Source organism: Streptomyces sp. NPDC056296 (assembly GCF_042268605.1).
Classification (GTDB): domain Bacteria; phylum Actinomycetota; class Actinomycetes; order Streptomycetales; family Streptomycetaceae; genus Streptomyces.
This window is the reverse complement of sequence record NZ_JBHJRX010000002.1, coordinates 79,461-104,613: the sequence shown is the minus strand read 5'-3', so window position 1 is coordinate 104,613 and position 25,153 is coordinate 79,461. Positions and strand designations below refer to the sequence as shown.

General features: G+C 71.5%; 17 protein-coding genes and 1 pseudogene. 14 read left to right on the top strand and 4 right to left on the bottom strand.

Annotated elements, in window-relative coordinates; all coding sequences use genetic code 11:
* The first annotated feature begins 82 nt into the window (after positions 1-82).
* Positions 83-3,210 (top strand): annotated as a pseudogene (locus ACFCZF_RS02110) (AAA family ATPase).
* Positions 3,211-3,248: 38 nt separating this feature from the next.
* Positions 3,249-3,431: a DUF6191 domain-containing protein gene (locus tag ACFCZF_RS02105; protein ID WP_375908724.1), complete on the top strand. Its 183-nt coding sequence runs from the start codon at positions 3,249-3,251 to the stop codon at positions 3,429-3,431.
* A 9-nt stretch (positions 3,432-3,440) separates the two neighbouring features.
* Here ACFCZF_RS02105 and ACFCZF_RS02100 read toward each other — a convergent pair whose 3' ends face one another.
* Together ACFCZF_RS02100 and ACFCZF_RS02095 are read right to left on the bottom strand one after the other, a co-directional pair.
* The gene (locus tag ACFCZF_RS02100) at positions 3,441-4,610 is read right to left on the bottom strand and encodes a PQQ-dependent sugar dehydrogenase (protein ID WP_376669995.1); all 1,170 of its coding nucleotides are present in this window, start codon (positions 4,608-4,610) and stop codon (positions 3,441-3,443) included.
* A gap of 104 nt (positions 4,611-4,714) precedes the next feature.
* Positions 4,715-5,713 (bottom strand): aldo/keto reductase, encoded by a 999-nt coding sequence (locus ACFCZF_RS02095; RefSeq protein ID WP_376669994.1) that lies wholly within the window; start codon positions 5,711-5,713, stop codon positions 4,715-4,717.
* Positions 5,714-5,789: 76 nt separating this feature from the next.
* Here ACFCZF_RS02095 and ACFCZF_RS02090 point away from each other — a divergent pair, with 76 nt between their 5' ends.
* The 6 genes from ACFCZF_RS02090 (at position 5,790) to serA (ending at position 15,789) form a co-directional block, all read left to right on the top strand.
* On the top strand, positions 5,790-6,731 hold the full coding sequence (locus ACFCZF_RS02090) for a 2-hydroxyacid dehydrogenase (RefSeq protein ID WP_375908732.1): 942 nt from the start codon (positions 5,790-5,792) through the stop codon (positions 6,729-6,731).
* Between the two features lie 407 nt (positions 6,732-7,138).
* Complete coding sequence (locus ACFCZF_RS02085) at positions 7,139-10,162, top strand: putative bifunctional diguanylate cyclase/phosphodiesterase (RefSeq protein ID WP_376669993.1); 3,024 nt, start codon at positions 7,139-7,141, stop codon at positions 10,160-10,162.
* 250 nt (positions 10,163-10,412) lie between these two features.
* Complete coding sequence (locus ACFCZF_RS02080; protein WP_376669992.1) at positions 10,413-12,278, top strand: acetolactate synthase large subunit; 1,866 nt, start codon at positions 10,413-10,415, stop codon at positions 12,276-12,278.
* 20 nt (positions 12,279-12,298) lie between these two features.
* A complete protein-coding gene (gene ilvN / locus ACFCZF_RS02075; RefSeq protein WP_121749334.1) occupies positions 12,299-12,823 on the top strand; it encodes an acetolactate synthase small subunit in 525 nt (174 codons plus the stop codon).
* Positions 12,824-12,941: 118 nt separating this feature from the next.
* The gene (ilvC, locus tag ACFCZF_RS02070; RefSeq protein ID WP_376669991.1) at positions 12,942-13,940 is read left to right on the top strand and encodes a ketol-acid reductoisomerase; all 999 of its coding nucleotides are present in this window, start codon (positions 12,942-12,944) and stop codon (positions 13,938-13,940) included.
* 259 nt (positions 13,941-14,199) lie between these two features.
* Positions 14,200-15,789 carry a phosphoglycerate dehydrogenase gene (serA, locus tag ACFCZF_RS02065; RefSeq protein WP_375908741.1) on the top strand — a complete coding sequence of 530 codons (1,590 nt, stop codon included), beginning with the start codon at positions 14,200-14,202 and terminating at the stop codon, positions 15,787-15,789.
* Positions 15,790-15,846: 57 nt separating this feature from the next.
* On the opposite strand, the gene ACFCZF_RS02060 is transcribed toward serA, so the two are convergent.
* Positions 15,847-17,394, bottom strand: a complete 1,548-nt coding sequence (locus ACFCZF_RS02060; protein WP_376669990.1) for an MFS transporter — start codon at positions 17,392-17,394, stop codon at positions 15,847-15,849.
* A gap of 110 nt (positions 17,395-17,504) precedes the next feature.
* Between ACFCZF_RS02060 and ACFCZF_RS02055 the strand changes: the two genes are divergently transcribed.
* Positions 17,505-18,095 (top strand): TetR/AcrR family transcriptional regulator, encoded by a 591-nt coding sequence (locus tag ACFCZF_RS02055; RefSeq protein ID WP_376669989.1) that lies wholly within the window; start codon positions 17,505-17,507, stop codon positions 18,093-18,095.
* Here the strand turns inward: ACFCZF_RS02055 and ACFCZF_RS02050 are convergent.
* A complete protein-coding gene (locus tag ACFCZF_RS02050) occupies positions 18,076-19,281 on the bottom strand; it encodes a PucR family transcriptional regulator (RefSeq protein WP_376669988.1) in 1,206 nt (401 codons plus the stop codon). The genes ACFCZF_RS02055 and ACFCZF_RS02050 overlap by 20 nt on opposite strands.
* 164 nt (positions 19,282-19,445) lie before the next feature.
* Here ACFCZF_RS02050 and ACFCZF_RS02045 point away from each other — a divergent pair, with 164 nt between their 5' ends.
* From ACFCZF_RS02045 to ACFCZF_RS02025, 5 genes are all read left to right on the top strand, one after another.
* Positions 19,446-20,372, top strand: coding sequence for a proline dehydrogenase family protein (locus ACFCZF_RS02045; RefSeq protein WP_375908752.1), 927 nt, complete (start codon positions 19,446-19,448; stop codon positions 20,370-20,372).
* A 180-nt stretch (positions 20,373-20,552) separates the two neighbouring features.
* Positions 20,553-22,193, top strand: a complete 1,641-nt coding sequence (gene pruA, locus ACFCZF_RS02040; protein WP_375908755.1) for an L-glutamate gamma-semialdehyde dehydrogenase — start codon at positions 20,553-20,555, stop codon at positions 22,191-22,193.
* Between the two features lie 308 nt (positions 22,194-22,501).
* Positions 22,502-22,633 (top strand): hypothetical protein, encoded by a 132-nt coding sequence (locus ACFCZF_RS02035; RefSeq protein ID WP_007444772.1) that lies wholly within the window; start codon positions 22,502-22,504, stop codon positions 22,631-22,633.
* A 75-nt stretch (positions 22,634-22,708) separates the two neighbouring features.
* Positions 22,709-23,752 carry a 3-isopropylmalate dehydrogenase gene (locus ACFCZF_RS02030; RefSeq protein WP_376669987.1) on the top strand — a complete coding sequence of 348 codons (1,044 nt, stop codon included), beginning with the start codon at positions 22,709-22,711 and terminating at the stop codon, positions 23,750-23,752.
* Positions 23,753-24,025: 273 nt separating this feature from the next.
* Positions 24,026-25,114, top strand: a complete 1,089-nt coding sequence (locus ACFCZF_RS02025; RefSeq protein WP_376669986.1) for a branched-chain amino acid aminotransferase — start codon at positions 24,026-24,028, stop codon at positions 25,112-25,114.
* The last annotated feature ends 39 nt before the right edge of the window (positions 25,115-25,153 follow it).

Sequence of the window (25,153 nt, the reverse complement as noted above, 5' to 3'; positions counted from 1 at the left end):
CCGTACGGCCGTCCTCCCCGTCGTCGTACCGTCCGCCGTCCACCTGCCGAAAACCGCTGCCCCGCTGTCACACCCGCGTGCGATGCTCGCTTCCGTGGAGACCAGGTCCGTCAGTCCCGTGTTCGTCGGCCGTGCCGGCGAACTGGACACGTTGCAGGACGCGCTCGTGCGCGCCGACGCCGCCGAGCCGCAGGCACTGCTGCTCGGCGGCGAGGCAGGGGTCGGCAAGACCCGCCTCGTCGAGGAGTTCGCCACCGCCGCACGCGGGCAGGACGCCGTCGTCGCGCTGGGCGGCTGCGTCGAGATAGGCGCCGACGGTCTGCCCTTCGCGCCGTTCTCCACCGCGCTGCGCGCGCTGCGCCGCCAACTGCCCGCGGAACTGGCGGCAGCCGCCGCCGGACAGGAGGAGGAACTCGCCCGGCTGCTGCCCGAACTGGGCGAGAGCACCCCGGGAGCCGGCGGCGGCCGGCACGACGAGGAGGGCATGGCCCGCCTCTTCGAACTCACCGCCCGCCTGCTGGAACGCGTCGCCGTCCGGCACACCGTCGTCCTCGTCCTGGAGGACCTGCACTGGGCCGACGCCTCCACCCGCCACCTGATCGCCTACCTCGTCCGCACCCTGCGCACCGGCCGCCTCGTCGTCCTCGCCACCTACCGCTCCGACGACATCCACCGCCGCCACCCTCCCCCACTGCCTGAACGGCGTGGGGGCACCCCCATCGCCCCCTGCTCGCCGAACTCGACCGGCTGCGCACCGTCCGCCGCCTCGAACTCGGCCGTTTCACCCGGGACGAGGTGGGCTGCCAGATCGCCGGCATCCTCGCCCACGAACCCGACCCGCTCCGGGTCGACGAGATCTTCGAACGCTCCGACGGCAACGCCTTCTTCGTCGAGGAACTCGCCGTCGCCGCCCACGAGGGCTGCCGCACCGGCCTCACCGACTCCCTGCGCGACCTGCTGCTGGTCCGCGTCGAAGCCCTCCCCGAGAGCGCCCAGCGGGTCGCCCGGATCGTCGCCGAGGGCGGCTCCACCGTCGAGTACCGGCTGCTCGCCGCCGTCGCCCGGCTCGCCGAGGACGACCTCATCGAGGCACTGCGGGCCGCCGTGAACGCCAACATCCTGCTCCCCGCGCCCGACGGCGACGGCTACCGCTTCCGCCACTCCCTGGTCCGCGAGGCCGTCGGCGACGACCTGCTCCCCGGCGAGCGCTCCCGCCTCAACCGCCGCTACGCCGAAGCCCTCGACGCCGATCCGACGCTGGTGCCCGCCACCGAGCGGGTGATGCGCCTGGCCAGCTACTGGTATCGCGCCCACGACCCCGCCAAGGCCCTGCCCGCCGTACTGGACGCCTCGGTCGAGGCCCGCCGCCGCCACGCCTACTCCGAGCAGCTCCGGCTGCTGGAGCGCGCGATGGAGCTGTGGGACGCAGCCCCCGACGACGTACGCGCCACCCTGCGCCCCGTCGACTACACCGAGGTCTACCCTCCCTGCGGCTGCGACCCCGCCACCAAGCCCCTGCGCTACCTGGACCTGATGGCCGAGGCCGCCGTCGCCGGGCGGCTGAGCGGGGAGCGCGAGCGCGCCATGAAGATCACCAAGCGGGCGCTGCGCCTGCTGGAGGACGAGCAGGAGGCGGGCGCCGGGGCGAACGCGAGCGGCCGGGACCCGCAGCGCGCCGCCTGGTTCTGGACGCAGCGTTCGCTGCTGGTCCAGGCGCAGGGCCGCGGCGACGGCTGGCGGGAGCTCGGCATCGCCCAGGAGCTGGTCCGCGGCCTGCCGCCCTCCGAGGTGCACGCCGAGGTGCTGTCCATGGCCGCCAACTGGTCGATGCTCCACAACCCCGGCCCCGACGCGGTGACCGCCGCCGAGCGGGCCGTCGAGTACGCGCGCATGGTCGGCGCCGACGACATCGAGCTCAACGCCCGGCTCACGCTCGGCGGCCTGATGGTCGACGCGGGGCACATCGAGGCAGGGCTCGCGGAGATGTACCAGGTGAGAGACCTGGTGGTGGCGCAGGGGCGGGCCCCCGTGGTGGCCCGGAGCCACGTCAACCTGCCCTCCGTACTGGAGAGCGTCGGCCGCTCCGAGGAGGCGCTCGGCATCCTGCGCGAAGGCGTGGAACTCACCCGGCGCATGGGCCTGCTGGAGTCCGAGGCCTTCGTGTGGGGCAATCTCGCCGAGTCGTCCATCTCGCTGGGCCGCTGGGACGAGGCGGTCGAGGCCGCGGTGCTGTCCGGCGCCCCGGGCCGCAGCGCCGCACCACGCGCCGGAGCCGCCCTCAAGCGGGCCACCGTGGCCCTCGCCCGAGGCGACACGGCCGAGGCCGCCGCCCGGATCGCCGAGGCCCGCGCCGCCTACGGCACCCACGACACCATGCCGCAGTACCGGCTGCCGCTGGCCGCCCTCACGGTCGCCCTCGCCGCCGCCGAGGGCCGCATCCTCGACGCCCGCGCCGAACTCGGCCGGGCCCTGGACGACGGCTTCCCACCCGGCACCCAGCGCTACGGCTGGCCCCTGCTGCTGTTCGCGGCCGAGGCCGAGGCCGACGCCCGCGCGCTGCCGGCCGCCGAGGAGGGCCGCGCCGAGAGCCTCGAACGCCTCGCCAGGACCGCCAAATCCCTCACCACGGGCGCCCCGGTCTGGCTCGCCCACGAGAAGTGGGTCCGCGCCGAACTCCACCGGGCCGAGGGCCGCGACACCCCGGAGACCTGGTCGGAGGCGGTCACCGCCTTCGAGTGCCTGGAGCGGCCCTACGAACTCGCCCGCGTCCGGCACCGGCTGGCCGGCACCCTGCTGGAGACCGGCGGCGAGGACGAGCGCGCCCGCGCCACGGAACTGCTCCGCCTGGCCCGCACCGTCGCCGACCACCTCGGCGCCCGCCCGCTGGCCGAGGCGGTCGGCCTGCTCGCCCAGCGAGCCCGCCTTCCCCTCGGCCGCACCCCCCTCGGCCGCACCCCCGGCGCCCCCGCCGACCCGGCCGAGGCCCTGGGCCTCACCAGCCGGGAACGCGACGTGCTGCGCCTGGTCTCCGACGGCCGCACGAACCGCCAGATAGCGGAGGAACTCTTCATCTCCCCGAAGACGGCCAGCGTCCACGTCTCCAACATCCTGGCCAAGCTCGGCGTCTCCGGCCGCGGCGAGGCGGCGGCGGTGGCCCACCGGCTGGCGCTGTTCCCGGCCGGACGGCTCACGTCCCGCTCCGCGGAGTGAGGCTTACGCTGTAAGGGACGCCGACCGACGGAGGCTCCGTGTTCAACGCATTCGAGGAACTCTTCTCCCCCGGCCGCAAGCACACCCGCGACGAGCAGAACCGTCTGGAACTGACCCGCGAGGACGTCGGCGACGGCGACCCCGGCCACGGCCCGATAGACCTCACCTCGGGCAAGGTCGTCGTCCACCTGCCGCGCCCCACGGAGGCGGCGGAGGAGTGACGGCGCCGGCTACGTCACCCGCAGCTCCAGGATCCGGTCGTCGCCCTCCTTCGCGTCGCCCCGGCCGTCCGTGTTGCTGGTCATGAGCCACAGCTTGTCGCCGCCCGCCGGTACCACCGTGCGCAGCCGCCCGTACTCGCCCGCCAGGAACGCCTGCGGATCGGCCGCGGCCTCCGTGCCCTTGAGCGGGACGCGCCACAGCCGCTCGCCCTGCAGGCCCGCCATCCAGATGGAACCCTCGGCGTGGGCGATGCCGCTGGGGGAGGCCTCGTCGGTGCTCCACTGGGCGAGCGGGTCGTGGAACTCCGAGCCGCCGGACTCGCCCTCCGCCTCCGGCCAGCCGTAGTTGTCGCCCGGCTTGATCGCGTTCAGCTCGTCCCAGGTGTCCTGGCCGAACTCCGCGGCGAACAGCCGCTGCTCGTCGTCCCAGGCCAGCCCCTGCACGTTCCGGTGGCCGTACGAGTACACCACGGAGTCGGGGAAGGGGTTGCCGGGCGCCGGGTCGCCGTCCGGTGTCATACGCAGGATCTTGCCGCCGAGGGACTCCTTGTCCTGGGACAGCCCGGTGTCACCGCTCTCGCCCGTGCCCGCGTAGAGCATCTTGTCGGGGCCGAAGGCGATCCGGCCGCCGTTGTGGACGACCCCCTTGGGGATGCCCCGGAACACCGTGTCCGGCGCGCCCAGCTGCTCACCGGACGGCCTCTTCTCGTCGTACCGCATGCGGACGATGCGGTTGTCGGAGGCCGAGGTGAAGTACGCGTAGATCATCCGGTCCGATGCGTAGTCGGGGGAGAGGGCGATGCCGAGGAGGCCGCCCTCGCCGGACGGAGCCACCCCGGGCACCTCGCCCAGCTCCGTCTTCTTGCCCGTCTTCTCGTCGACCCGCGTGACCGTGGCCTCGTCACGGGAGGAGACCAGCAGACCACCGCCCGGCAGCGGAGCCAGACCCCAAGGGCTCTCGAGCCCCGTGGTGACGGTACGGACCACCTTTACGGAGCCCTTCGCGGGCGGCGCCTCCTCGGCGGCCGCCGAGCCCGAGGGCGACGACTGGGCCGCCGTACTGCTCGGGGAGGCGCTCGCGTCCGCGCCCGACGGGTCCCCGTCGTCGGAGGAGCAGCCCGCCGTCAGCAGCAGGGCGGTGGCCAACACGGCCGTCACGGATCGACGTTGCACGATCATGGTCGACATGGTCCCTTCGACGCGGCGGGTTCTCCTTGTCATACACCGCACGCGCCCTCCAAGTTCCCGATCGCCGAATCCCGAACCCGGCAATCGCGCGCGCGTCACTCCCACGACCCCTGCGCCGCCGGCAGCGCACGCACCTCCGCCAGATCCCGCTCGGTCAGCCGCAGCCGTGCCGCCCCCGCGTTCTCGGTCACCCAGCGTTCCTGCTTGGTCCCCGGCACCGGCACCACGTGCCTGCCCTGCGCCAGCACCCAGGCCAGCGCCACCTGCGCCGGTGTGACCCCGTCGCCGTGCCGGGCCGCGATCCGGCGCAGGCCGGCCACGATCGGCTGGTTGGCCGCCATCATCTCGGCGGTGAAGCGGGGGTGCCGGGCACGCAGGTCCTCCGGCTCGAAGCCCTGCCCGGGGGTGAGCGTGCCGGTCAGGAAGCCGTTGCCGAGCGGCATCGCGGCGAGGAAACCGACGCCGCGCGTCACGCACCACGGCAGCAGCGTCCGCAGCGCCTCCGGCGACCACACCGACAGCTCGGCCTCGACCGCGCTCACCGGGAAGACCTGCTGCACCCGCTCCAGCTGCCGGATCGTCGCGTCGTGCAGCCGGGCCCCCGGACGCCGGGCCGACCGCGCACCGACCGCGCAGAGCCCGAGGGCCCGCACCTTCCCGGCCCGGACCAGCTCCGCCATCGCGCCCCAGGTCTCCTCGACGGGTATCTCGGGATCGGCACGGTGCAGTTGGTAGAGGTCGATGACGTCCGTCTGCAGCCGGCGCAGTGAGGCGTCGCAGGCACGTTTCACATAACCGGGGCGGCCGTTGGCCACGATGTGCTGATCGCCCACCAGCAGACCGACCTTGGTCGACACGAAGGCGTCGGACCGCCGCTCCTTCAACACCCGTCCCAGCAGCAGCTCGTTGGTGAACGGGCCGTACATGTCCGCCGTGTCCAGCAGGGAAACACCCAGGTCGAGGGCCCGGTGCACCGCCCTGACCGACTCTTCCCCCCGCTGCCGCGACGCGCTGTACGCCCAGTTCATCGGCATGCACCCCAGTCCGACGGCCCCCACCGCGAGCGCCGTCGCGCCGATCGTCCTGCGCTCCACCTGGTCGTGACCCTCCCTCGTCAGGCCACCCAACCTAACCTCTGCCCTTCCGCGCCCCTGACATAGCCTCCTGACCATGACTCCTGACGTGTGGCTGCCCATCCCGCCGGACGAGATCGAGGGCCTCCCCGAAGGCCCCGCCTACCGCTACTGGAACGGCGAGGAGGCCTTCCCCGCCGACCCCGCCGACTGCGCGTTCTACGTCGTCCCCTACATGAAGCCCAGCGGCATCGGCACCCGTCCGCTGCCCGGGATGCGCTCCGTCCAGGTCGTCCAGACCCTCTCCGCCGGCATCGACCACGTGGAGCCCGGACTGAAGCACCTGCCCGCGGGCGTACGGCTGTGCAACGCGCGCGGAGTGCACGAGGCCAGCACCGCGGAGCTCACCCTGGCCCTGATCCTGGCGTCGCTGCGCGGCATCCCCGACTTCGTCCGGGCGCAGGACCGGGGCGAGTGGCTCGGCGGGTTCCGGCCGGCGCTCGCCGACCGGAAGGTGCTCGTCGTCGGGTACGGCTCGATCGGCGCCGCGATCGAGGACCGGCTCGTGCCCTTCGAGGTCGCGCCGGTGGTGCGCGTCGCGCGCTCCGCCCGCACCACGGCACGCGGCCCGGTGCATCCGCTCACCGAACTCCCCGCCCTGCTCCCGGAGGCGGACGTCGTCATCATCTCCACACCGCTCACCGAGGCCACCCGTGGCCTGGTCGACGCGGACTTCCTGACCCGCATGAAGGACGGCGCCCTGCTCGTCAACGTCGCGCGCGGCCCCGTCGTCGACACGAAGGCGTTGCTCGCCGAACTGGAGAGCGGGCGCCTCACCGCCGCCCTCGACGTGACCGACCCCGAACCGCTGCCGCCGGGTCACCCCCTGTGGCATGCTCCCGGCATAGTCATCAGCCCGCACGCCGGCGGGCCGACCTCCGCCTTCCTGCCGCGCGCCAAGCGGCTGCTGGTGGACCAGTTGAGCCGTTTCGTGAACCAGGAGCCGTTGCGCAACGTGATCCTGACGACGGGCGCGTAATCCGTTTCAGGTACCCTCCGCAACTCCCCGGATGCGGTGGGTACGCGCATATCCGCTGGTCGTCACGGAGCGTAGAGAACCTATGTCCCTGAGTGACGAGACTGGTGTATCGTCCGACAGGGGATGCGCCGCGCACGGTTCGGCGCCGGGGATGGACATCTCAGACTGTGAGGGGGGCGACGGGCGATGCACGGCCTATGGACGAACAACCCGACGCGGCGAAGCCGCCGCCGGCGACCCTGGCGCACGACCACGACCGCGCGCAGACGAAGTCAGCACGGCCGGCACGGCGGCCACCACGGTCGGTGCGGCCCTCACCAGCGCCGGCCGAGCGGCCGCAAGAGGCAGGTCCAGCCGCCGCACCGGGGCCCGCGGGACACGGGGGCGGCGCGGACCGGGAGGTCCCGGTGAGTCCGCCGCCCCCCGTGCCGACTCTGGACGGAGCGCTGCGGACGCAGTCCCCGCCCCGACCGCTGCTGCCCCGGCCGTCGGCCGCCGCCGGCGGACCGACCTTCGTCCGTCAGCTCGTGCTGGCTCTGATCTGCGCGGGATACGCCGTCGGTTCCGCGCTCGGCTGGGGTTCGGACCACGTCGCCAAGATCATGGGCGACTTCGGGCTGAGCGCCGCCGCGGGCGCCGCCGCCGTCTCCTGCGTGCTCTACGCCCGTGGGCCCCGTGTCCGGTTCCGACCGGCCTGGCTGCTGTTCGCCCTCTCCTCGGCGATGGCGTCCCTGGGCAATCTGATCTGGGGGTGGTACGAGGTCGTCCTGCGGCAGCCGGTGCCCAGTCCCAGCTACGCGGACCTGTTCTTCCTGTGCTTCGCGCCGCCCGCCATCGTGGGGCTGCTGGTGCTGGCCAAGCGGCCGGTGACGAAGGCCGGCTGGATCTGCCTGGGCCTGGACGCCTGGCTGATCGGCGGTTCGCTGCTGACCCTGGCGTGGAGCCTGGCGCTCGCCCAGGCGGCGAAGGCCGGGGGCGGCTCCAGTGTGGCCCACTCCGCGCTCTCGGTGGCCTACCCGCTGCTCGACATCGCTCTCGTCAGCATGGTGCTCGCCCTGCACTTCCGGCGGTCGCCCGTCTGCCGGTCCGCGGTCAACACCGCCATCGGCGCGCTCGCCCTGACGGTGGTCTGCGACGCCCTGTTCACCTCACCGCTGATGCACAACAACTACCGCTCCGGCCAGTTGCTCGACGCGGGCTGGTTCGCCGGCTCGCTGCTGCTGGCGTACGCCCCCTGGGCCGCGTCCCGGCGCGGGCGGCCGTCGGACGGGGAGGGGCCCGGCGGGCACACGCGCGTGGTGCGCGAGCACGTGCCCGGGCAGCGCGGCACCACTCACCGGTCCGCACCCACACCGGTGCCCGCGTCCGGGCCGGTCCCCGCGCCCGGGGGTGAGCGCGGCCGCTACCCGGCCTCCCGGCCCATCGCCGGGTCGCTGGCCGCGCTCACGCCGTACCTCGCCGCCGCGGTCTGCACCCTGGGCATCCTCTACAACGTGCTCAACGGCCGCAGCGTCGACCGCGTGGTGCTGCTGACCGGCGGCACCGTGGTCCTCGCGCTGGTCGTGCGACAGGGCATCATGCTGCTCGACAACATCACCCTCACCCAGGAACTGGCCCAGAAGGAGAACCACTTCCGCTCCCTGGTACAGGGCTCCAGCGACGTCATCATGATCGCCGCGCCCAACGGCATCCTCCGCTACGTCTCCCCGGCCGCCGCCGGGGTCTACGGAAGCCCCGCCGAGGAACTCGTCGGCAGCGAACTGGCCGGTCTCATCCACCCGGAGGACCTCGGCTGCGTGGTGCACGAGGTACGCCGGTTCCTCGCCGCGAGCCCGGTCGAGGAACCCACCACGCGCATCGAGTGCCGCTTCCGCTCCGGGGACGGCGGCTGGCTCAACGTCGAGTCCACCGTCAACCGCCACCACGGGGGCCTGATCTTCAACAGCCGGGACGTGACCGAAAGAGTGCGCCTTCAGGCGCAGCTCCAGCACAACGCCGAACACGACCCGTTGACCGACCTGCCCAACCGCGCCCTGTTCACCCGGCGCGTCCAGCAGGCCCTGTCCGGCCGACGCGCCTCCGACCGCGGCGCCGCCCTGCGCGGCACGGCGGTGCTCTTCATCGACCTCGACGGCTTCAAGGCCGTCAACGACACCATCGGGCACCAGGCAGGCGACGAACTGCTCGTGCAGGCCGCCCGCAGACTCCACGAGGCCGTCCGCAAGGGGGACACCGCCTCCCGGCTGGGCGGCGACGAGTTCGCGGCCCTGATCGTCGGGGACGGCGCCCGGGACCGGGCCGCCCGCGAGGGTCACATCCTGGAACTCGCCGACCGTCTCAGGATGACGCTCTCGCAGCCCTACCTCATCGACGGCAACGAGGTCCGTGTCAACGCCTCCATCGGGGTCGCCTTCGCCGAACCGGGCCTCGGCGCGGGCGAGCTGCTGCGCAACGCCGACCTCGCGATGTACCGCGCCAAGGCGGCCGGCAAGGGACGCGTCGAGCTGTACCGACCGCAGATGCAGCAGGACGTCGTACGCAAGGCCGAGCTGGCCACGCGCCTGCGGGCCGCGCTGCACGACGGCGAGTTCGCGCTGCTGCACCAGCCGGTGGTCTCCCTGACGGACGGCCGGATCACGTCGGTCTGCGCCCAGCCGCGTTGGCGCTCCTCACAGGGGGTGCTGTTCACCCCCGCGGAGTTCCTGCGCGTGACCGAGGACGGCGACAAGACCGCCGAACTGGACCGCTGGGTGCTCCAGGAGGCCGTCGAGCAGGCCGCCGAACGCGCGGCGGCCGGACTGTCCGCGGCCGTGGCCATACGCATCGGCGCCCGTCGGCTGCTGGACCGTTCCATGCCGCTGGGATCGGTGGAGGCCCTGCTGACCCGGCACGGACTGCCACCCGGCTCACTTGTGATCGAACTGTCGGACATCGACCCACGGGTCGGCCTGGACGAGCTGGACCGCCGGCTGAACGCCCTGCGAAGGGTCGGCGTCCGCATCGCCCTGGACGGCTTCGGCAACGGCTACGCGGCGATCACCGCGCTCCGGCGCCTCCCTGTGGACGTCCTCAAACTCGACCGCGGCCTGATCGAGGGCGTCGTGGAGTCCGCGCGGCTGCACAAGATCACCAGTGGTCTGCTGCGCATCGCCACCGACCTCGGGCTGAAGTCCGTGGCCGACGGGGTGGACCTGCCCGAGCAGATCGTCGCCCTGCGCGCGATGGGCTGTACGCACGGGCAGGGCATGGCGTTCTCCGGGCCGCTGGACGAGTACCGGCTGCGCAGAGCGCTCAAAACCGGCCACTACCCGGTGCCGCACGGCCCGGCCGAACCGGCCTTCGCGGGCGGCGTCACCTCCGGGCTCCCGACCGTCCTGCGTGGTGGTACGCCTTTGCGCTCACATAATGAGACTCCCGTCCCACCCACTTGACAGTGAGGGCGTGCCGGGAGGAAGGTCAGTGCCATGCGCACCCGAATTCTCGTACTTGGAAAGCGCGTCGGCTGAGCTGGTGCAGTCCGGACCGATCCGGACTCCCAGCGACCCACACCCGGCGCGCTCCCCTCGCTTGCCTTATGGCACGAGGGGTTTTTTGTTGCACCAGCACCGCTGAGCAACAGCCACACACCGCCCGAAACCTCGCAAAAACCTCAGCATCAGAACCCTCAGCATCGAGAAGAGAATGCCGATGACCGAGCAGGCCACCGGGGCCCATCACCCGCAGCCCCGGCCCCGATCCGGAGGACAGTCCGCCCCCGAGCACGTCACGGGTGCGCAGGCCCTCATCCGCTCCCTCGAGGAGGTCGGCGCCGACACGGTATTCGGCATTCCCGGCGGGTGCATCCTTCCGGCGTACGACCCGCTGATGGACTCGGCCAAGGTGCGTCACGTCCTGGTCCGCCACGAGCAGGGCGCCGGCCACGCGGCCGAGGGCTACGCGCAGGCCACCGGGAAGGTGGGCGTCTGCATGGCGACCTCGGGACCCGGCGCCACCAACCTGGTCACGCCGCTCGCCGACGCGCACATGGACTCCGTGCCGATGGTCGCGATCACCGGCCAGGTCGCCTCCAAGGCGATCGGCACGGACGCCTTCCAGGAGGCCGACATCGTCGGCATCAGCATGCCGATCACCAAGCACAACTTCCTGGTCACCAAGGCCGACGACATCCCCCGGGTGATCGCGCAGGCGTTCCACATCGCCTCCACCGGCCGTCCGGGGCCGGTCCTGGTCGACATCGCCAAGGACGCGCTCCAGGCGAAGACGACGTTCTCCTGGCCGCCCGTCATGGACCTGCCCGGCTACCGCCCGGTCACCAAGCCGCACGCCAAGCAGATCCGCGAGGCCGCCAAGCTCATCACCGCCGCGAAGCGCCCCGTGCTCTACGTCGGCGGCGGCGTCCTCAAGGCGCGGGCCACCGCCGAGCTGAAGGTCCTCGCCGAACTCACCGGAGCGCCCGTCACCACCACCCTGATGGCGCTCGGCGCATTCCCCGACAGCCACCCGCTGCACGTGGGAATGCCGGGCATGCACGGTGCGGTCACCGCCGTCACCGCGCTGCAGAAGGCCGACCTGATCGTCGCCCTCGGAGCCCGCTTCGACGACCGTGTCACCGGCAAGCTGGACAGCTTCGCCCCGTACGCCAAGATCGTCCACGCCGACATCGACCCGGCCGAGATCGGCAAGAACCGCGCCACCGACGTGCCGATCGTCGGCGACGCCCGGGAGGTCATCGCCGACCTCGTGCAGGCCGTCCAGAAGGAGCACAGCGAGGGCAACACCGGCGAGGCCGCCGCGTCGAGGTATGCAGCCTGGTGGAAGGACCTCAGCCGCTGGCGCGACACCTACCCCCTCGGCTACGACCAGCCCGACGACGGTTCGCTCTCCCCGCAGCAGGTCATCGAGCGCATCGGGCAGCTCGCGCCCGAGGGCACGATCTTCGCGGCCGGCGTCGGCCAGCACCAGATGTGGGCCGCGCACTTCGTCCAGTACGAGCAGCCCGCCACCTGGCTGAACTCCGGCGGCGCCGGAACCATGGGCTACGCCGTCCCGGCCGCCATGGGCGCCAAGGCCGGCGTGCCCGAGCAGACCGTCTGGGCGATCGACGGCGACGGCTGCTTCCAGATGACCAACCAGGAACTCGCCACCTGCGCCCTGAACAACATCCCGATCAAGGTCGCCGTCATCAACAACGGCGCCCTCGGGATGGTCCGCCAGTGGCAGACCCTGTTCTACAACCAGCGGTACTCCAACACGGTGCTGCACTCCGGCCCGGAGGACGTCAACCCGGACGCCCGCGGCACCCGCGTCCCCGACTTCGTGAAGCTGTCGGAGGCCATGGGCTGCTACGCCATCCGCTGCGAGGACCCCGCCGACCTCGACAAGGTCATCGAGGAGGCCAACTCCATCAACGACCGCCCCGTCGTCGTCGACTTCATCGTCCACGAGGACGCGATGGTCTGGCCGATGGTCGCCGCCGGCACCTCCAACGACGAGATCCTGGCCGCCCGGGACGTCCGCCCCGACTTCGGCGACAACGAAGACGACTGAGCGAGAGAGACCCAGAGATCATGTCCAAGCACACGCTCTCCGTCCTGGTGGAGAACACGCCCGGCATCCTCGCCCGGATCGCCGCCCTGTTCTCCCGCCGCGGCTTCAACATCGACTCGCTCGCCGTCGGCGTCACCGAGCACCCCGACATCTCCCGCATCACCATCGTGGTGAGCGTCGAGGAGTTCCCGCTGGAGCAGGTCACCAAGCAGCTCAACAAGCTGGTCAACGTGCTCAAGATCGTCGAGCTGGAGCCCACCCAGGCCGTCCAGCGCGAACTCGTCCTGGTGAAGGTGCGCGCCGACAACGAGACGCGCTCCCAGATCGTCGAGATCGTCCAGCTGTTCCGGGCCAAGACCGTCGACGTCTCCCCGGAGGCCGTCACCATCGAGGCCACCGGCAGCAGCGACAAGCTGTCCGCCATGCTCAAGATGCTGGAACCGTACGGCATCAAGGAACTCGTCCAGTCCGGCACGATCGCCATCGGCCGCGGCGCCCGTTCGATCACGGACCGCTCGCTGCGCGCACTCGACCGGTCCGCATAACGACGGAAACGGGCGGTCGCGCACACCACCGGCCGCCCGCATTCCGAGACCCCGAAACGTCCCTTCCCCTCACCGGCATACGGTGGGACGCAACACCTGCACACAAGGAGAGAACCCAGTGGCCGAGCTGTTCTACGACGCCGACGCCGACCTGTCCATCATCCAGGGCCGCAAGGTCGCGGTCATCGGGTACGGCAGCCAGGGCCACGCCCACGCCCTGTCGCTGCGCGACTCCGGCGTCGACGTGCGCGTCGGTCTGCACGAGGGCTCCAAGTCCAAGGCCAAGGCCGAGGAGCAGGGCCTGCGCGTGGTGAGCCCGTCCGAGGCCGCCGCCGAGGCCGACGTCATCATGATCCTCATCCCGGACCCGATCCAGGCCCAGGTCTACGAGGAGCACATCAAGGACAACCTGAAGGACGGCGACGCGCTCTTCTTCGGTCACGGCCTCAACATCCGCTACGGCTTCATCAAGCCCCCGGCCGGCGTGGACGTCTGCATGGTCGCCCCCAAGGGCCCGGGCCACCTGGTGCGCCGTCAGTACGAGGAGGGGCGCGGGGTGCCGTGTCTCGTGGCGGTCGAGCAGGACTCCTCCGGCGGTGCCCTGGCGCTGGCGCTGTCGTACGCGAAGGGCATCGGCGGCTCGCGGGCCGGGGTCATCAAGACGACCTTCACGGAGGAGACGGAGACCGACCTGTTCGGTGAGCAGGCCGTCCTCTGCGGTGGTACCGCGGCGCTGGTGAAGGCGGGCTTCGAGACCCTGACCGAGGCCGGCTACCAGCCGGAGGTCGCCTACTTCGAGTGCCTGCACGAGCTGAAGCTGATCGTGGACCTCATGTACGAGGGGGGCCTGGAGAAGATGCGCTGGTCGGTCTCGGAGACCGCCGAGTGGGGCGACTACGTCACCGGCCCGCGGATCATCACCGACGCCACCAAGGCCGAGATGAAGAAGGTCCTCGCCGAGATCCAGGACGGCACGTTCGCCCAGCAGTGGATGGACGAGTACCACGGCGGTCTGAAGAAGTACAACGAGTACAAGCAGCAGGACTCCGAGCACCTGGTGGAGACCACCGGCAGGGAGCTGCGCAAGCTCATGAGCTGGGTCGACGAGGAGGCGTAAGCCTTTTCGCCCCCGCGACGGTGCCGTGCGCCGCAGGCGCCGTCGCGGGGCTCAGCGCCGGATTCTTGTTGGCCGACCTGTACAGCCACTTCCGGGTGATCCTTCCGCGGAGGCGCAGGACGACCCCCGTCACGCCACTAGACTGCTGAACAACATACGCGTCAGGCCCACAGCGTCGTGCGTCTTCCACGCGGCTAGCAAACCTCCACCGCATGCGGCCGTCGGGACGGCCGTCCGCATTGGACTTGTGAGGACTCACGTGAGCTCGAAACCTGTCGTACTCATCGCTGAAGAGCTGTCGCCCGCGACCGTGGACGCGCTTGGCCCCGACTTCGAGATCCGCCAGTGCAACGGCGCGGACCGGGCCGAACTGCTCCCCGCCATCGCCGACGTGGACGCGATCCTGGTCCGCTCCGCGACCAAGGTCGACGCCGAGGCCATCGCCGCCGCGAAGAAGCTCAAGGTCGTCGCCCGCGCCGGTGTCGGCCTGGACAACGTCGACGTCTCCGCCGCCACCAAGGCCGGCGTGATGGTGGTCAACGCCCCGACCTCCAACATCGTGACCGCCGCCGAGCTGGCCTGCGGCCTGATCGTCGCCACCGCCCGCAACATCCCGCAGGCCAACGCCGCGCTCAAGAACGGCGAGTGGAAGCGCAGCAAGTACACCGGCGTCGAGCTGGCCGAGAAGACCCTCGGCGTCGTGGGCCTCGGCCGCATCGGCGCCCTCGTCGCGCAGCGCATGTCGGCCTTCGGCATGAAGGTCGTCGCCTACGACCCCTACGTGCAGCCCGCGCGGGCCGCGCAGATGGGCGTCAAGGTGCTGTCCCTCGACGAGCTGCTCGAGGTCTCCGACTTCATCACCGTCCACCTGCCCAAGACCCCCGAGACCCTCGGCCTGATCGGCGACGAGGCGCTGCGCAAGGTCAAGCCGAGCGTCCGCATCGTCAACGCCGCGCGCGGCGGCATCGTCGACGAGGAGGCGCTGTACTCGGCGCTCAAGGAGGGCCGCGTCGCCGGCGCCGGTCTGGACGTGTACGCCAAGGAGCCGTGCACGGACTCGCCGCTGTTCGAGTTCGACCAGGTCGTCGCCACCCCGCACCTCGGTGCCTCCACCGACGAGGCCCAGGAGAAGGCCGGCATCGCCGTCGCCAAGTCCGTCCGCCTCGCCCTCGCCGGTGAGCTGGTCCCCGACGCGGTCAACGTCCAGGGCGGCGTCATCGCCGAGGACGTCAAGCCGGGCCTGCCGCTCGCCGAGCGCCTCGGCCGCATCTTCACCGCGCTCGCCGGGGAGGTCGCGGTCCGCCTCGACGTCGAGGTCTACGGCGAGATCACCCAGCACGACGTGAAGGTGCTGGAGCTGTCCGCCCTCAAGGGCGTCTTCGAGGACGTCGTCGACGAGACCGTGTCGTACGTCAACGCCCCGCTGTTCGCCCAGGAGCGCGGCGTCGAGGTCCGGCTGACCACCAGCTCGGAGTCCCCGGAGCACCGCAACGTCGTCACCGTGCGCGGTACCCTCTCGGACGGCGAGGAGGTGTCGGTCTCCGGCACGCTGGCCGGCCCGAAGCACCTCCAGAAGATCGTCGCCGTCGGCGAGTACGACGTCGACCTCGCCCTCGCCGACCACATGGTCGTCCTGCGCTACGAGGACCGTCCGGGCGTCGTCGGCACCGTCGGCCGCGTCATCGGCGAGGCCGGCATCAACATCGCCGGCATGCAGGTCGCCCGCGCGACGGTCGGCGGCGAGGCGCTGGCCGTGCTGACCGTCGACGACACGGTGCCCTCCGGGGTGCTGGCGGAGGTCTCGGCGGAGATCGGCGCGACGTCGGCCCGTTCGGTGAACCTGGTCTGACGTGGCCCGGGGGCTTCGCCCCCGGCCCCCCCCCGTTCGCCCTGAACGGGCTCGTCCTCAAACGCCGGACGGGCTGACTCGATCAGCCTGTTCGGCGTTTTCCGTGGGCGCTTCCTCCCGCACCCGGATGCGCCGCAGTCCGGCCGCCGCCAGTCCGGCCGCCACGACCAGCAGCAGCGCCGCGGCGATCGCGGCGCCCCGCATTCCGTCCGTGAACGCCTCCCGCGCCGCCGTCGCCAGGGCGTCCCCCGCGCGCCCCGGCAGTTCGGCGGCGACGGCCAGCGCGCCGCCCAGGGTCTCCTGGGCCGGAGCGGGCGCGTCCGACGGCATGCCTTGGCGGTAGAGGGCCGTACCGATGGAGCCGAGGGCGGCCATGCCCAGGGCGCCGCCGAACTCGGTGCCGGTCTCCAGCAGGGAAGACGCCGCCCCCGCCTTCTCGACCGGGGCGGAGCTCAGGGCCAGGTCGGTGAGCTGGGACATCACGATGACGATGCCGCCGGCCAGGACACCGCACGCGGCCAGCACCAGCCACAGCGAGTCCGTGCCGGCCAGGGCCAGCAGCCCGTAGCCGGCCGCCGCGACGAGGAAGCCGCCCGTCACCACGTACGCGCGCTCGACGCCCCGCTGGACCAGCTGGGCGGCGACCGGTGCGGCGGCGCCGATGAGCACCGACGGCAGCAGGCTCCACAGCGCGGCCTCCAGCGAGCTCTTGCCCAGGACCGACTGCAGGTACTGGGTGGTGAAGTACGCCGAGCCCATCATTCCGAAGGCCGACACGGTGTTGAGGACGAGCGCCGGGGTGAAGCCGTGCCCGCGGAAGAGGGCGGGGGAGATCATCGGCGAGGCCGAGGTGCGCTGGCGCCGCACGAACAACGCGGCGAACAGCAGGCCGACGGTGATCGAGACGACGTACCGGACGTTCCAGCCCTCGGCGGCCAGTTCCTTCAGTCCGTAGATGACGGGCAGGACCGCCGCCATCGACAGGGGCACGCCGAGCAGGTCGAAGCGGCCGGGGGACGGGTTCTTCGACTCGGGGAGCAGGACCGGGCCGAGGACCAGCAGCAGGGCCATCGCGGGCAGGTTGACCAGGAAGACCGAGCCCCACCAGAAGTGCTCGACGAGAACGCCGCTCATCACCGAGCCGAGTGCGATCCCGGCCGTCATCACCCCGGACCACAGCCCGATCGCCTTCGCCCGCTGGACGGGGTCGGTGAACATCGTGCGGACCAGCGCCATCGTGGTCGGCATCAGCGTCGCGCCGCCGATGCCGAGGACCGCGCGGGCCGCGATCAGGGTCTCGGCGCTGTGCGCGTAGGCCGCGAGCAGCGAGGCGGCGCCGAAGGCCACCGCGCCGATGAGGAGCAGTCTGCGGCGGCCGATGCGGTCGCCCAGCGAGCCCATCGTCATCAGCAGGCCGGCCAGTACGAAGCCGTAGATGTCGAAGATCCACAACTGCTGGGTGCCGCTCGGCTCCAGGTCCGCGCTGATCTCCGGGATCGCGAAGTAGAGGACCGAGACGTCCATCGAGACCAGGAGCAGCGGAAGCATCAGCACGGCCAGCGCGGTCCATTCGCGTCGGCCGGCGCGGGGCGGGTTCGTTGTCATGGCGGTGACTGTACGCACGTCTTATACAACTGTCTAGTACGCGCGTATGAGACGTACGTATAGGACGAGTGTATAGGACAGGCGTATGGATCGGAGGGTAGAGTGGTCCGATGGGACACCGTGAGGATCTGCTGGAAGGCGCCAAGCGCTGCCTGCTGGAGAAGGGCTTCGCGCGCACGACCGCGCGGGACGTCGTCAGGGAGTCGGGGACCAACCTGGCGTCCATCGGCTACCACTACGGCTCGAAGGACGCGTTGCTCGCGCAGGCCTACGTCTCGCTGGTCGAGGGGATGGGCGACGCCTTCGAGGGGGACCGGGCCGCGCTGGACGAGACCGCGCCCGGCTCGACCGAGCGGTTCCAGGTGGTGTGGACCAACATCATCCAGACCATGCGGGAGCCGGGGTCGATCTGGCACCTCAGCATGGAGATCCTGGTCATGGGCGACCGGATGCCCGAGGTGCGCGACCATCTGGCGCGGGCCCAGCGGGAGGCCGGGCGCGGCCTCATCCCCTCGCTCATGGGCGGACGGGAGGAGGACGTCTCCGACGAGACGGCGGACACCCTCGGGACGTTCTACGTGACCCTGATGACGGGTCTCATCGCGCAGTGGACCTTCGATCCCAAGTCCGCCCCCGAGGCGGCCCAGCTCACCGAGGGCCTGCGCCGGGTGATCGAGGCCGCTACAGGCGGTACGCCTTGAGCGCCATGTGGAGCAGCAGCCGGTCCTCGCCGTCGTCCAGGTCCAGGCCCGTGAGCTGTTCGACGCGGGAGAGGCGGTAGTACAGCGTCTGGCGGTGGATGCCCAGCTCGGCGGCGGTGCGGCCGGCCTGGCCGGCGCAGTCGAGGTAGACCTCGGCGGTGCGGGTCAGTTCGCGGTGGGCGGGGGAGAGCAGTACCCGTACGGCGGGGTCGTGGGCGGACCGCGGGGGCAGCGCGGTCAGCAGGCGGAACGGGCCGATGGACGTCCACTCGGCGACCGGGCCGAACCGGGTCTCGGCGAGCGCCGCCCGGGCCGCCGCCGACGCCTCCCACCAGGCCGCCCCCAGCTCCGCCAGCCCGGTGCGCGGCGCGGAGATCCCGGCCGCGGTGGCGCCCGCGGCCCCGCTCGCGCCCCGCGTCCGCTCCAGCAGCCGCCCCGCCGCCGACGTCGCCGGGGTCAGTACGTCCGCCGAGCGCAGTCGGACCAGCAACGCCAGTGACTGGCCCGCCGCTCCCCACGGCACCGTGCACAGCGCCGTCGCCCCCGGCACCGTGCGGACCGAGGGCGCGTCGTCGGGGTCGGCCGACGGCCAGGGGGCGACGCAGACCACCGCGTGCGGGGTCGCCGCGCGGGAGCCGAGGGCGGTGCGCAGTTCCGCCACGGCCATGTCCCGCTGCCAGTCGCGCTCGGCGGTCAGCACGGCCCGCAGCTCCCGGCTCAGGTCCGCGCCGTGCTGCGCCTCGTCCGCGAGCAGCGCGCCGATCCGGGTGGTGACCTCCATGGCCGCCGCCAGCTGCCGATCGGTCGGACCGGGGTCGGTGTCCAGCAGCCACACGTAGCCGAGGACGACACCCCGGTGGCGTACCGGCAGGCACGTGCGCCCCCGGTACACCCCCGCCTCAGGGGTCGGCGGAATGCGGACCGGGCCGGTCGCGCGGGTGATGCCGAAGCCCTCGAACCAGGCCCGGACGGCCGCGGTGGAGCGCCGGGTCAGGATCGAGCGGGTGCGCACCGGGTCGAGGGCGGACGGATCGAGGTCGCCCTCGCTGTCGTAGGCGCCGAAGGCGATCAGCTCGAAGTCGCGGTTCTCCAGGGTCGCGGGCGCGCCCAGCAGCTCGGAGATCTCGTCGACCAGCTCCTGGTAGTCATCCTTGGAATCCGACATCACCCGGGCATTCTGCCGCATTTGCGCGTGCTCTTCATACATCTGTCTGAGATCTGCGGCACGGATGCGTGACAGCTGTCGATGGCCGACGATCGGGTGGATCCTTAGATTTCACGGTGGTTCTCCGTGCCGTCCCCCGTTCGTCGGGCAGCGGCCTCGTGTTGGTTGGTAAGTGGAGGTGCCCCGTGCTGGGTCCCGTGATTCTCGCCGCGTCGCGCAGCGACCGGATGCGTCGGCTGGTCTCGGCCGCGCCCGTGACCAAGCCGGTCGTCGACCGGTTCATCCCCGGCGAGACGGTCGACGAGGTGCTGCCGATCATCCAGGGCCTCACCGACCAGGGTCTGGAACTGACGATGGACGTCGTCGGCGAGGACATCACGAACCCCGCGCAGGCCGAGGCCGCCCGCGACGCCTACCTGGAGCTGGTCGACCGGCTGGGGCCGCTCGACCTCGGCGCCCGCGCCGAGATGTCGGTCAAGCTGTCCATGTTCGGCCAGGCGCTGGACGGCGGCCACGAGCTGGCCCTGAAGAACGTCCGCCCGGTCGTCGAGGCCGCGGCCGAGATCGGCACTACGGTCACCCTGGACGCCGAGGACCACACCACCCTCGACTCGATGTTCGCCATCCACGACGAGCTGCGGAAGGACTTCCCGCAGACCGGCTGCGTCATCCAGTCCTACCTCTTCCGCACCGAGGCCGACGCGCGCCGGCTCGCCGACAACGGCAGTCGCGTACGGTTGGTGAAGGGCGCCTACAAGGAGCCCGCCGAGGTCGCGTACCAGCAGCGCCACGAGATCGACAAGGCGTACGTGCGCATCCTGCGGACGCTGATGGAGGGCGAGGGCTACCCGATGATCGGGTCCCACGACCCGCGCCTGATCTCCATCGCGCAGGAGCTGGCCCGGACCGCCGGGCGAAAGCTCGACGAGTACGAGTTCCAGATGCTGTACGGCATCCGCGGCGACGAGCACCTGCGGCTGGCCGCCGAGGGCCACCGCATGCGCGTCTACACCGCCTACGGCACCGACTGGTACGGCTACTTCATGCGCCGTCTGGCGGAGAAGCCGGCGAACCTCCGGTTCTTCGCGCGGAGCGTGATCGGCCGTGGCTGATACGACCGGGCTGTGCCGCGGCGACTGCCGGGGGTCCGGGGGTCGCCCCCCGGGAAAGCACAGCATGCGCCGTCTGGCGGAGAAGCCGGCCAACCTCCGGTTCTTCGCCCGCTCGATGGTCAGCAAGGGCTGAGCCCGCACCCGCTCGCAAGACCGCTCAGTTAAGGAGTTACGGAAACTATGGACGCTGTGACCCAGGTCCCCACCCCCGTCAACGAGCCGGTGCACGGCTACGCGCCCGGTTCGCCCGAGCGTGCCCGTCTGGAGGTCAAGCTCAAGGAGCTGGCCGACAACCCCGTCGACCTGCCCTGCACCATCGGCGGCGTCAAGCGGATGGGCGGTGGCGAGCGCTTCGACGTCGTGCAGCCGCACAACCACAAGGCGCGCCTGGGCACCTACGCCAACGCCACCCAGCAGGACGCCCAGGACGCGATCGACGCCGCCCTGGCCGCCGCCCCGGCGTGGCGCGCGATGTCCTTCGACGACCGCGCGGCGATCATCCTGCGCGCCGCCGAGCTGCTGTCCGGCCCGTGGCGCGAGACCATCGCCGCCTCCACCATGCTCGGCCAGTCCAAGACGGCCCAGCAGGCCGAGATCGACAGCCCCTGCGAGCTGATCGACTTCTGGCGGTTCAACGTCCACTACGCCCGCAACATCCTGGCCGAGCAGCCCCCGGCCAACTCCCAGGGCGTGTGGAACCGCATGGACCACCGCCCGCTGGAGGGCTTCGTCTACGCGATCACGCCCTTCAACTTCAGCGCGATCGCGGCCAACCTGCCCACCGCCCCCGCCCTGATGGGCAACGTGGTGGTCTGGAAGCCGTCCCCGACCCAGACCCACGCCGCCGTGCTGCTGATGCGGCTCCTGGAGGAGGCCGGGCTGCCCAAGGGCGTCATCAACCTGGTAACCGGCGACGGCATCGCGGTCTCCGAGGTCGCCCTGGAGCACCGGGACCTCGCGGGCATCCACTTCACCGGCTCGACCCCGACCTTCCAGCACCTGTGGAAGACGGTCGGCAACAACATCGCGAAGTACCGCACGTACCCGCGCCTGGTCGGCGAGACCGGCGGCAAGGACTTCCTGGTCGCCCACCCGAGCGCCGACCGCGCCGTGCTGAAGACCGCCCTGACCCGCGGCGCCTTCGAATACCAGGGCCAGAAGTGCAGCGCCACCTCCCGCGCGTACATCCCGGCGTCCATCTGGAACGACGGCTTCAAGGAGGAGTTCGCCGCCGAGGTCGACTACCTCACCATGGGTGACGTCACCGACCTGTCGAACTTCATGGGCGCCGTCATCGACGAGCGGTCCTTCGCCAAGAACAAGGCCGCCATCGACCGCGCCAAGGCGGACGACACCTGCACGATCGTCGCGGGCGGCTCCTACGACGACTCGGTCGGCTACTTCGTCCGCCCGACGGTCGTCGAGTGCTCCGACCCGGAGAACGAGGTGTTCCGCACCGAGTACTTCGGCCCGTTCCTCGCCGTGCACGTGTACGACGACAGCGCCGACGACGCGTACGACGCGATGCTGACCCAGATGGAGTCGGTCTCCGACTACGCCCTCACGGGCTCGGTCGTCTCGGGCGACCGCGCGGCGGCGGCGTACACGATGGAGAAGCTGCGCTACGCGGCCGGCAACTTCTACATCAACGACAAGTCGACCGGCGCCGTGGTCGGCCAGCAGCCCTTCGGCGGCGGCCGTGCCTCCGGCACCAACGACAAGGCCGGCGCCCCGCAGAACCTGATGCGCTGGACGCTGACCCGCGCCATCAAGGAGACGCTGGTCGCGCCGACCGACTACGCGTACCCGCACATGGGCTGACGCCCCGTGGAGCAACGCCCGACGGGCCAGGTCACCCGACCTGGCCCGTCGGGCGTTTTCGCAGGTCGGAGACGGGTGACCGAGTGCACCGTCTCAGATAGTAGGAAGTCCGAGTAATTGTGGAGACAGTCGCTCCGTACTCCCTTAACTTTGTAGGAGCCGAACGTCCCGCTCGATCGAGCGAATGGCGGTCGTGAGCCGGGCCCCGTGCAGGCAACCCCTGCGGCACCGCGCTCCCCGCCCCTTCCGGCGTCTCTCCGTACCACTCGCTTTCCGCGCTCTCCCGCGTGCCGAAGGAGTCGATTCCCATGGCCGAGACGACCGTCCGCCGCCGAGTCCGCCACCTCTCCCGCACCAGTGACTCCGACCGCAAGAACGCCGCGGCCGCCCTCCAGCGCGCTCTCGACCGCCGGGACAACGGCGGCGCCACCGGCCACTGAGCCGGAGATGACGGGCCGGCGTCCGCATGCCGGACGCCGCATGTCATCCCGTGGGACGAGGGGTAGGGTGCCGTCATGTCTCGCAGCCTCAATCTCGCAGTGATTCCCGGTGACGGCATCGGCCAGGAGGTCGTGGCCGAAGGTCTCAAGGTCCTCTCCGCCGTCCTTCCGCAGGATGTGAAGCTGGAGACCAAGGAGTTCGACTTCGGCGCCCGGCGCTACCACGCCACCGGTGAGACCCTCACCGACGCCGACCTCGACGCCCTCAAGGCGCACGACGCCATCCTGCTCGGCGCGATCGGCGACCCGTCGGTGCCGTCCGGCGTCCTGGAGCGCGGCTTCCTGCTCAAGCTCCGCTTCGCCTTCGACCACCACGTCAACCTGCGGCCGTCCAAGCTGCTGCCGGGTGTCGCCACCCCGCTCGCCGGACAGCCGGAGATCGACTTCGTCGTCGTCCGCGAGGGCACCGAGGGCCCCTACACCGGCAACGGCGGCACCATCCGCAAGGGCACCGAGCACGAGGTCGCCACCGAGGTCTCCGTCAACACGGCCTTCGGTGTCGAGCGCGTCGTCCGCGACGCCTTCGCCCGCGCGCAGGCCCGCCCGCGCAAGAAGCTCGCGCTGATCCACAAGAACAACGTGCTGACCTTCGCGGGTCACCTGTGGACCGACGTCTTCAACAAGGTCGCCGCGGAGTACCCCGAGGTCACCACCGAGTACATGCACGTCGACGCGGCGACGATCTACCTCGTCACCCAGCCCGAGCGCTTCGACGTGATCGTCACCGACAACCTCTTCGGCGACATCATCACCGACCTCGCCGCGGCCGTCTCCGGCGGCATCGGCGTCGCCGCGAGCGGGAACATCAACCCCTCCGGCGACTTCCCCTCGATGTTCGAGCCGGTCCACGGTTCCGCGCCCGACATCGCCGGCCAGGGCAAGGCCGACCCCACCGCCACGGTGCTGTCCGTCGCCCTGCTGCTGCGCCACCTCGGTTACGAGGCCGAGGCCGCCCGGATCGAGGCCGCCGTCTCCGCCGACCTCGGCGAGCGAGGCGACGGGCCCGCCCGGAGCACCTCCGAGATCGGCGACGCACTCGCCGTACGAGTAGCCGGCTGACACCCGCCGCGCCACTCGATCGAATCCGTTTCGAAGCCGCCGGGTCCCAAAACAAGGCACCCGGCGGCTTTCTCCTGCGTCCGCCAGGTGCGACCATCGAACCCTGGGCCGCATTCACCCCGTTTCAGCCGTCGCCGCCTGCGCGTCCGTCCGTGCGCGATAATCGAACGCGAAGCCGCGACATGAGGGAATGCTCGGACGTCCTAGCACCGGCCACCGGCCGTACGGGCGTGACCGCGGCCCGTCACGACAACCGGTGAAGGACATCAACCCATGACGACGCCCACGATCGAGCTCAAGCCCTCCGCCAACCCGCTCTCCGACACGGAGCGCCAGGCGATCCTGGCCAACCCCGGGTTCGGCCGCCACTTCACCGATCACATGGTGACGGTCAGGTGGACCGAGGGCCGGGGCTGGCACGACGGTCAGCTCGTTCCGTACGCCCCGCTCTCCCTCGACCCGGCCACCATGGTCCTGCACTACGCGCAGGAGATCTTCGAGGGGCTGAAGGCCTACCGCCGCCCCGACGGATCCGTCGCCACCTTCCGTCCGGAGAAGAACGCGCAGCGCTTCCAGGCCTCCTCGCGCCGGCTCGGCATGCCGGAGCTGCCGGTGGAGATGTTCATCGAGGCGTGTGACGCCCTTGTCCGGCAGGACCGGAACTGGGTGCCCGGGCACGGCGGCGAGGAGTCCCTCTACCTTCGCCCCTTCATGATCGCCACCGAGGTGGGCCTGGGTGTGAAGCCGGCCAACGAGTACCTCTTCATCGTCATCGCCTCCCCGGCCGGCGCCTACTTCCCCGGCGGCGTCAAGCCGGTCTCCATCTGGGTCTCCGAGGACCGGGTCCGCGCCGTCCCCGGCGGCATGGGCGACGCCAAGACCGGCGGCAACTACGCCGCCTCCCTGCTCGCCCAGGCCGAGGCCGCCGCGAAGGGCTGCGACCAGGTCTGCTACCTCGACGCGGTCGAGCATCAGTGGGTCGAGGAACTCGGCGGCATGAACCTGTACTTCGTCTACGGTGACAAGATCGTCACCCCCGCCCTCACCGGCTCCATCCTGGAGGGCGTCACCCGCGACTCCCTCCTCACCGTCGCCCGCGACCTCGGCTACGAGGCCGAGGAGGGCCGCGTCTCGGTCGAGCAGTGGCAGCGCGACTCGGAGAACGGCACCCTCACCGAGGTCTTCGCCTGCGGCACCGCGGCCGTGATCACCCCGGTCGGCACGGTGAAGCGGGCCGGTGCCCAGTGGCAGCAGAGCGGGGGCGAGCCCGGCGAGGTGACGCAGCGGCTGCGTAGCGCGCTGCTGGACATCCAGCGGGGTACGGCCGAGGACAAGCACGGGTGGATGCACCGCTTGGCGTAAGGCCCCCGGCGTCGGGGCGGGCGTCGCCGGGGGCTCCGC